The 8,662-nt window shown below is 61.5% G+C and carries 8 protein-coding genes; 2 read left to right on the top strand and 6 right to left on the bottom strand.

Going from position 1 to position 8,662, the window contains the following annotated elements; genetic code table 11:
• The 6 genes from Y708_RS23625 to mtrA form a co-directional block, all read right to left on the bottom strand.
• Window positions 1–406: DNA glycosylase AlkZ-like family protein (locus tag Y708_RS23625; RefSeq protein WP_035775645.1), on the bottom strand; the 406-nt coding region annotated here is incomplete at its 3' end.
• A 36-nt stretch (window positions 407–442) separates the two neighbouring features.
• A complete protein-coding gene (raiA, locus tag Y708_RS0107475; RefSeq protein ID WP_028279443.1) occupies window positions 443–1,171 on the bottom strand; it encodes a ribosome hibernation-promoting factor, HPF/YfiA family in 729 nt (242 codons plus the stop codon).
• Between the two features lie 123 nt (window positions 1,172–1,294).
• Entirely contained in the window at window positions 1,295–2,254 is a 960-nt protein-coding gene (locus Y708_RS23620; protein ID WP_051478796.1) for a ComF family protein, read from the bottom strand.
• Window positions 2,255–2,332: 78 nt separating this feature from the next.
• Window positions 2,333–4,042, bottom strand: a complete 1,710-nt coding sequence (locus Y708_RS0107465; RefSeq protein WP_028279442.1) for an LpqB family beta-propeller domain-containing protein — start codon at window positions 4,040–4,042, stop codon at window positions 2,333–2,335.
• Complete coding sequence (gene mtrB / locus Y708_RS23615; RefSeq protein ID WP_051478810.1) at window positions 4,039–5,676, bottom strand: MtrAB system histidine kinase MtrB; 1,638 nt, start codon at window positions 5,674–5,676, stop codon at window positions 4,039–4,041. The genes Y708_RS0107465 and mtrB overlap by 4 nt, the downstream gene beginning before the upstream one ends.
• An 85-nt stretch (window positions 5,677–5,761) precedes the next feature.
• Window positions 5,762–6,439: an MtrAB system response regulator MtrA gene (mtrA, locus tag Y708_RS0107455; protein WP_028279441.1), complete on the bottom strand. Its 678-nt coding sequence runs from the start codon at window positions 6,437–6,439 to the stop codon at window positions 5,762–5,764.
• Between the two features lie 588 nt (window positions 6,440–7,027).
• On the opposite strand from mtrA, the gene Y708_RS23610 reads away from it, so the two are divergent.
• Window positions 7,028–7,957 (top strand): DUF7847 domain-containing protein, encoded by a 930-nt coding sequence (locus Y708_RS23610; protein WP_216699756.1) that lies wholly within the window; start codon window positions 7,028–7,030, stop codon window positions 7,955–7,957.
• The gene (locus tag Y708_RS0107445; protein WP_216699755.1) at window positions 7,948–8,646 is read left to right on the top strand and encodes a DUF4129 domain-containing protein; all 699 of its coding nucleotides are present in this window, start codon (window positions 7,948–7,950) and stop codon (window positions 8,644–8,646) included. The genes Y708_RS23610 and Y708_RS0107445 overlap by 10 nt, the downstream gene beginning before the upstream one ends.
• The last annotated feature ends 16 nt before the right edge of the window (window positions 8,647–8,662 follow it).

The following is an 8,662-nucleotide window of genomic DNA, read 5'->3' as shown; positions in this document are numbered from 1 at the left end:
GGCTTGTGCCGAGCAGGTCCACAATCCGTTCGGTCAGGGATTCCCTCAGCGGAGAAGGGACAGACGATGCGCCGGCCCATTTCCGGCGTTGCAGCGGCAACAGATACGGAAACAGCTCCGGCCGGATAAAGCTGGCCTCGTGCGCCCAGTATTCAGTGAGCCGTCGGGGATGCTTTCCGGCCAGGCGATCGAGGATCTGCCGATCGTAGCCGCCGAGCCGCGCAAACACGGGCAGGTAATGGCTCCGGGAGAGAACGTTCACAGAATCGATCTGCAGCAAATGGATCCGCTCAAGGATGCGGCCCACCTGCCTCGCCGTGACGGGGCCAGTGAGCCGTTCCTTTGCAAGTCCCTGCGCTTCGAGGGCGATTCTACGTGCCTGCGCGAGCGTAAGGGAAGAGGTCATTTCCCGATCATAGGCGGTTGCCCGCCTGGGAGGTTGCTAGGCCGACGCTGCTGATTCCCGCGACCTGTAGGCCACCAGTTCCTCATGCGGGTCCTCGGTTCCCTCGGCGCACTTGGCATCGAGGGTGATGACGCCGTACGTCCATGCCTGGCGCCGGTAAACGACTGACGGCGCCCCGGTCAGCGAGTCAACGAACAGATAAAATGCGTGCCCCACGAGTTCCATATTGTCCACGGCATCATCCAGGGTCATGGGTGTGCCGGAAAAAACCTTACGGCGGATCAGCACCGGTGAGTCGCCGGCGGGGATGTCGTCGGAAGTTTCGTACTTATCATCCGGCTCGGACGGTACCGATGAGGCACCATCTACCGCTTCCGGCTGCGTATAGATGGCCTGCGTTGTACTTGCCGGTTCAAGGGTGGCAGTGGCCTCGCGCACGGCGACGGGGGTGTGCCGTCCGTGGTGGACCTTCCTGCGGTCGCGTGCCCTGCGCAGCCGCTCGAGCAGCTTGCTGTAGGCAAGGTCGAATGCCGCAAACTTGTCTGCGGCCGATGCTTCGGCCCGGATAACCGGGCCCCTGCCGAGGACGGTGAGCTCAACGGTGAGTGAACTGTCTGCCTGACGCGCGTTGGGTTCCTTTGTTACCTTCGCGTCAAGCCTTTGAACCTTGTCGCCGAGCTGCTCGATCTTGTCGATCTTCTCCTCTGCATACTCCCGGAAACGGTCCGATACCGACAGGTTTCGTCCATTGATCATGAATTCCATAGTGCCCTCCAAAATCGCTTAGGTGACACAACAGCGGCTGAGGAATCGCTCCTTCCAGCCGCTGTCGATGGGTAACTGTCTTCGCTGAGATACCCATACTTCACGTTAGTTCACCCACTGTTTTTATTCATCCTTTCCCGTATCTTTTTTTCCTCCCGTTCCCTGTGGGATCATCGGCAGTCTGCTGTGTACCGGCACGGGGACTTGCGCGCGGTCCTCCCTTCCGGCGGGCGCAGGCGTGGCTGCAACGACGACGGCGGCGGCCACTTCCGCACCCTCAAGACGGAGCACACGGGTCACTTCAGCGATGGTGGAGCCGGTGGTCAGGACGTCATCAACCACCACGCACAGGCGCCCTGACAGCTGCCCGCTCCAGCGCACATCCAACTGCATGGTGCGGGCTACATTGCTCCGCCGCTGCCCCCGCCCGAGGCCTTTTTGCGCGGATCCGCCCGACAGGGACCGCAGCCATCCTCCCGGTCCTGCAAAGCCGCGGTGACTGAGAGCCTGCGTCACTGTGCAGTCGGCGGGCAGCTCACCGCGTTTCCTCAAACCGGCCAACAACAGGCCCAAAGGGTCATAACCGCGCCTTCGGACAGACACCTGCTTGGCCGGCACCGGAACCAGTAGGATCGAGCGGCGCGGCCCACCGATCTCCTCGACATCCTCCCGCGCACGATGTAGTGCGCCGGCCAGCGCTGCCTGGAGCGGCCGCACCAGATCCGTGTGACCGTGGTTCTTGTACGCGAGGATTGTCAGAGCCAGATCCCTGCGGTAGTGGCCTGCAGCGATGACCGGCAGCGGGTCAACCCCGGCTCCGGGGGAATACCAATCGGCCGGCCTTCCCGCAGGCAACTTCTCGGGCAACGACTCAGCACCGCCCTCTGCGCGGAACGGCCGCACTGTGGCTCGCCTGACCGACGCGAGACAGCGGGCGCATAAGGAAATGTCGGGGGCGGAACACACCACACACTCCGTGGGGAAAATGGTGGACAAGAATTCCCTGGCCGCGAGACTCATACCCTTCCAGGCAGGATGCTGCCGAAGTATGTCGAGACGCTTCAGGGTTCCGGTTGCAACCATGTATTCATAGTGGCTGCAACCGTCCGGCTTGTTCGGTGAGGACCTGCTGTATGTGGATAACTTCAGTGCGTCGGCAGGTCAGCCGGGGAACGCGGGATCCCGCGCTGTCACACCCTGTTCCGCCCAGGCCCTGCCCAGCAAAAGCTGAATCTGGTCCCCCGTCTGTGCGTAGATGTCCCCGGCGCCGCTTCCCGCGCTGATATGAACGATGCCCTCCAGTGGGGAAACCTGCACTGGTGCCGATGCAAAGTCAAGGATCTCGACAGAGACGGATCGATCGGCGGAGGTCTGCGCCACGACGACTGAATCTTCCGACACCCACTTTGCTGTGTTGACCGGGTTGGACGGGCTCAGGACGATTGGCTCGCTGAGACTGAGGGGCGTACCTTCGCCGCTGGTGGTGATTCCGGAGACCAGGACCTGGCTCGACCCCGACTGTTCGACAACGATTAAAGCACGTGCTCCGTCCCGCGATATCCGCAGCTCCTGGATCACTCGATCACTCAGCCAGGGGGCCGCTATGCGGACAGCAGTTCCGGAGCCACCCCCAGGCGGTACCGCCCGGACAACGGATTCCCCATCCACACTGCCTGCAACCCACAGCCAATTACCGGGTCCGAAGCTTGGTGCGGTCAAGTCGGTTCCTGTCACTAAAGGACGAACGGTTTGATCGACGCCCGTGGCAAAGAGCTGCGATGCCTCCCTATTGAGGAATGCCAGATTCTCCCGGTTGACTGACATTGCGGGGTCCTGCGGCTCCAGGTCTGCCACCGACGGCGCACCCTCAATGGCAGACAACTGCAGCCCATCGAGAAATGCCAGTTCGTTGTCCGAAATCACCACTTGCGTGGAGCCAACATTCGGGTCCTGAACCGTGGGGGCGAGCTCCGGATCCGGTTCTCCCAGATCGATGGGCTGACCGGCGCGCATGTCCACTGTGTTCACCGAGTTCAGCCCGGTCAGGCTGATCCTCAGCTGCTGCTCCATTTGCTGGCGCTGCAGATTCGATGTCTCAAGGAGAATATCTGCGTTCAGGTCCACCGTGGCCGTACCTGAGTCGATCGGTACCGATTCCACCGCCAGGGTCGCGTTTTCAGGGAAGGCACTGGTGACAGCGCCCTGAAGGTAGGGCGCGGGGCCGTCCAGCATGGCCTGAACAATGTTCGTCGCAATTCCCTGCCGGTTGACGAACCACCGCACATCCGGGACCCAGTAGGAGAAGCCGCTGCTATAGAAGTAGAGATTATGGGAGTTCAGGAGATTTGCTACATCGCCTGTGGAAATCATGATTCCGCTGGGAATACTGTTAATCCGCCACTGCCCGTCAACCTGCACCATCTCCACCGGAATACTTTCCGTGGTTGCGGCGGCGGCATTATTCCGGATACCGCGCGCGTCGACGGATCCCGCCACCTCAATCTGGATGAGGAACTGGCCTTCGGCGGCAGTCTGGGAGTACTTCGGATCGGCGCGGTAAATGATCACGCGCTCCTCCGGTTGCCAGGTGGTTGCCAGCTCATCAGTCAGAAAGGCACGCGCAACGCTATAGTTGTCGGTTACACCGGTTCCGGCCAAGACAAATCCACTCAGGACTTCAGTGGCGGTGGCTCCGGGCTGCGGGCCGCTGGGATTATTAACAAACCCAACGGAATCGGGTTCAGCACTGGCTGAAATAGTCCCCACTGGTCCCGCGCTCGGAATGGACGAACACCCCGCAACGAGCAGAACAAAAGGAAGAAACAGCAGAAGGAGTAGCAGTCCGCGCCGCGGCCGGTTGAGATCTGTCATTGCTCCCCTTTGGCGAGAGAATCGACGGGAGGCAGCGTGTCGGGAGCCGTGCCCGCCGCGCTGGCGGTGGTCGGCGGAAGGGCCAACTGCCTGGGAGGAAGTGGAAGGGGCGAGACCTTGAGGACGGAGTCTCGGCGCTTGGGCAGCGTCAACCGGAAGCACGAGCCCTCACCCGGCGAGCCCCAGGCCTGCAGCCACGCACCGTGAAGACGCGCGTCCTCAGTGGCGATGGACAGTCCGAGTCCGCTGCCCCCAGTGGTGCGTGCGCGGGCGGGATCGGCGCGCCAGAAGCGGTCAAATACTCTGGCCGCCTCCAGCGCGGACATGCCGATTCCGTAATCCCGGACGGCGACAGCGACTGCGTCGGGGCTTGACGCGACATATATGTGGACGGGCCTGCCCTCGCCGTGTTCGAGGGCGTTGACCACCAGGTTCCTCAGAATACGGTCGATTCGACGGGGGTCGACATCTACGATGCAGCTGGACTCCCGCGAAATCACCAACAGATCCGATCCGTAATTTTCAGCGAGTGGATGAGCTCCATCAACCACATGGTTGACCATTTGGAAGATGTCGCCGGACTCCGCATCCAAAACGGCAGCGCCGGCGTCGAACCGTGAAATTTCCAGCAGGTCCGCAAGCAGCGCCTGAAACCGCTCTACCTGATTGTAGAGAATCTCTGCCGATCTGCGATTCACGGGATCAAACTCGGCCCGCGCATCGTACAACACCTCGGCAGCCATCCGCACCGTTGTCAGCGGTGTGCGGAGCTCATGCGAAACATCGGAAACGAAACGCTGCTGCATCTGGGACAGCTGGGCAAGCTGGGTAATCTGATCCTGCAGACTGGCCGCCATGTGATTGAAGGAAGCGCCGAGCCTGGCCACTTCGTCCTCACCTTTGGTCTCCATCCGCTCCTGCAGCTGACCTGCCGCCAGCTTCTCCGAGACCACGGCCGCGTGGCTGACCGGCCCGACGACGCTGCGGGTCACCAACCACGCGATGGCACCGATGGTGATCAGCAGCAGCGAGCCTCCGATCCAGATGACGCCGTGGATGTAATCCAAGGTGGCCTGCATCGAGGAAAGGTCATAGAGCAGATAGAGGGCATACTCGGTCTGAGACGGCGGGAGCGTGACCTTGGTTCCGAAGGCCAGGCCTGGAACGTTTCGCTCGTCCCCCGATTCCGAGATTTCAAGGACGATGGCGGACCAGTACTGGTCATCACCGGACCGGACCGCTTCGGTCAACTCAACAGGAATGGTGGACGACTCCACGAGGTTGGAGCTGCCAAACGGCGCCACGAAAGTCTGTGTTTCCTGATTGGGAATGTTGGCCAGAATGAACTGGCGCGGCGCGTCCGCTCCACCGCCCTCAAGGCTCGGCAGCGTGTCGCGCGCAAGCCTCGCGGTGGTATCCCTGTCAGTTGCCGACGTGCCGGCAAATATCTGCTCCACCTCGGTGAGGCCCGCGCTGGCTTCGGCCCTGAATTGTTCAAACCGTTCCTGATAGAGACCATTGGCAATCTGGCTCGACAAAAAGGCACCCACCGCGATCAGCGCCACTGCGGTGAGCACCAAAGTGGAAACCACTGTTCTGAAGAGCAGGGAGCGCCGCCAGTGGCGGGCAGTCAGCCTCCAGCCGCGCGGGACCTGCTTCCAGCCCCTGCGGACTGCCTGTGCGGCAGTGTTGAGGGAATGACGTGCACTGCGCTCCAACTTATCCTTGACCTGCCTTGTAGCCGACCCCGCGAACAGTAAGCACAATCTCCGGAGCCTCTGGATCGCGTTCGATCTTGGACCTCAGACGCTGCACATGCACATTAACGAGCCGGGTGTCCGCCGCGTGCCGGTACCCCCAAACCTGTTCCAGGAGCAATTCACGGGTGAAAACCTGCCACGGCTTCCGCGCAAGGGCAACCAGCAGATCAAACTCCAACGGAGTCAGGGAAATACGTTCACCTGCCCGCGTTACCGAGTGACCTGCTACATCAATGCTCACCTCGCCAATCCGAAGCGTCTCCGGCGCCTTCTGGTCGCCCGGCCGCAACCTGGCCCGCACCCGCGCGACCAGCTCGGCCGGCTTGAAAGGCTTGGGCACGTAGTCGTCTGCTCCGGACTCGAGACCACGGACCACGTCCGAGGTGTCCGACTTGGCGGTAAGCATGACGATCGGCAAATCCGATTCATTGCGGATCTGCCGACAGATTTCGATGCCGTCAACCCCGGGCAGCATAAGATCCAGCAGTACCAAATCCGGCTTGGAGCTCCTAAAGACTTCCACCGCCTGCGCGCCGTCGGCGCAGAACACGGGGTCGAATCCGTCATTTCGCAGGACTATGCCGATCATTTCGGCCAGTGCTTCGTCGTCGTCTATGACCAGAATGCGTGCCTTCATAACTCCATAGTCTCCCATCGCCGAAGACAATGTTGCATTGGCTCCGGCAGCGTCAGTGCCCCATTGGGCTGCCAGAGGGCGCCCCTGCTCATCCTAAAGGACGATGTTGGAATGGAAGGGACCTGAATTGAAGGATAAGTTGAGCCAATGTCGCCGCCGGTAACTATAGTTTCTAATTGATGCACACACACCAAAAGCCAGGCTCGATTCCAGGGGGTCGCCATGAGCACTAATCCGCCGGAAAAGCCTCCGGGAGATCAGCCATGGCATCCGCCGTCCGCGTCCCCATCGCAGCCGGGAGGGACCCCGCCCCAGCAGCCGTGGCCAGGGCCTCCTCCCACACCGCCGCAAGATCCTCGGACCCAGGGTCAGTGGGCCCAGCCCCAGCAGTGGGGGGCGCCGCCGCCCGGGGCGCCTCCGGCCAGCTGGCAAAATGTTCCGCCCGGAGGATTTGGTGGATATCAGGCACCACCCAAACCAGGAATCATCCCGCTCAGGCCGCTTGGCCTTGGGGATATTCTCGACGGCGCTTTTCAGGCGTGCCGAAAGAATCCGCTCTCCACCTTCGGCACCGCAATACTGTTCCAATTGGTGGTTGCCTTAGTCACGGTTCTGCTCACTTTTGGTTTGACGGGGTCGCTGGCCACATTCGATCCATTCACCGCCTCCGTCGAGGAGACCAGCGGATTTGTCGCCTCGCTTCTTTCGATAACCACAGTGCTTGTCCTCATGACCGCCGTCGGCCTTCTTATTCTTCAGGGTGTGCTAATTATTCCCATAGCGCGCGCCGTACTGAATCAGAAGACCGGTTTTTCGCAGTTATGGAAGCTGGCTGGCCGACGGATCCTTCCACTGATTGGTCTGGGCGCCTTACTGTTACTGATCTGGACAGTCGCCATTGTTGTGCTCGTCCTGATTTTTGTTGGACTGGCTCTCGCCTTGGAAGAGGCGTCCATTGCGATCATCATCATCGGCGTTCTGGGTGCCCTCGCAGCGGCCGTATGGATTAACATGAAGTTTGTCCTTGCCCCGGCCGCCCTGATGTTGGAAGGCGCCGGCCCGATCAACGCGCTCAAGCGGTCCTGGACGCTGACCACACGGAACTGGTGGCGGACCTTCGGTATCCTGATCCTGACATCAATCATCGTCTCCATCATCACCCAGGTTGTTGCCACCCCCATTTCCCTGATCGTTTTCACTTCCACCTCCTTCAGCACATCGCCGGAAACCGCGAGCGCTGAAATCCTCCAGTCGCTGCCCGCGCTCCTGATCACACAGGCGATCACCGCGGTGTTCACCGCCATTGGGTACGCCTTCCAGGCTGGGGTCACGGCGCTCCTCTATGTTGACCTTCGTATCCGCAGGGAGGGGTTCGACGTCGTGCTCCTTCGCGAGCACGAGTCGGCCACCCCGGGCATCGGGAATGCGATCCCTGGCCAGTCCCGGGGGCCGGGCTCCCAGGAGTTTGGCCACAACCCGCAAAGCCCTGAAGATCCACGTCCCGGCGCGTGGAACTGACAGGCACCGATCCCCCTATGGTCATTCGCTCAACCTCGCCCAGGCAGGTTCCCGTAACCCCCGATAGTGAAGATGCCCGGAACTGGCTGTCGGACGAACTGGCAAAGGCCTCCTACCAGGAAGCCAAGCCCGGATTTCTGGAGCAGCTGTGGAACGCCGTCCTGGACTGGCTGTTCGGTTTGTTCGAAAATTTCCAATCCCTGGACGCGGGGATCGGAACCACGCTTCTCGCCGTCGGCGCGGCCATCGTCATCGTCGTCGCGGTACTGCTGGTGAGACCGCGGCTGAACGCACGCAGGAGCAGTTCACAGCCGGCCGTTTTTGACGACGGAGTGCAGCGGTCGGCGGACCGACATCGCGGGCTGGCCGACAGCGCGGCTGCCGCAGGCGACTGGGATACCGCACTGGCTGAACGTTTCCGCGCCATTGTGCGCTCGGCCGAGGAACGCAGTGTCATCGATGAGCAGCCCGGGAGGACCGCAGGCGAAGTTGCCGTGCAGCTTGAGGGTGCCTTCGACACCTCAAGAGATTCGATCGGGTGGATCGCGGACCGGTTCAACGAAGTTCACTACGGCAATCAGCCGGCAGGCGATACAGACTACCGGAGAGCAGTTGTCCTGGACGGCCTTCTCCTGGAAACCAGACCTACATACTCCACAAGATCCACACGATGGGCGGTGCCGTCGTGAGCACCCGGCCTGGTCC

Origin of the sequence: Arthrobacter sp. H5 (assembly GCF_000520595.1) — a bacterium.
Taxonomy (GTDB): domain Bacteria; phylum Actinomycetota; class Actinomycetes; order Actinomycetales; family Micrococcaceae; genus Arthrobacter_D.
Note: the sequence above shows the minus strand (reverse complement) of the source record. Positions and strands in the feature narration are given on the sequence as shown.

Bases quoted from the DNA above. Each gene is read 5' to 3' on its own strand.
- mtrA (WP_028279441.1), bottom strand. From the start codon at position 6,439: ATGAAGGCACGCATTCTGGTCATAGACGACGACGAAGCACTGGCCGAA.
- Y708_RS0107465 (WP_028279442.1), bottom strand. From the start codon at position 4,042: ATGACAGATCTCAACCGGCCGCGGCGCGGACTGCTACTCCTTCTGCTG.
- Y708_RS23620 (WP_051478796.1), bottom strand. From the start codon at position 2,254: ATGGTTGCAACCGGAACCCTGAAGCGTCTCGACATACTTCGGCAGCAT.
- raiA (WP_028279443.1), bottom strand. From the start codon at position 1,171: ATGGAATTCATGATCAATGGACGAAACCTGTCGGTATCGGACCGTTTC.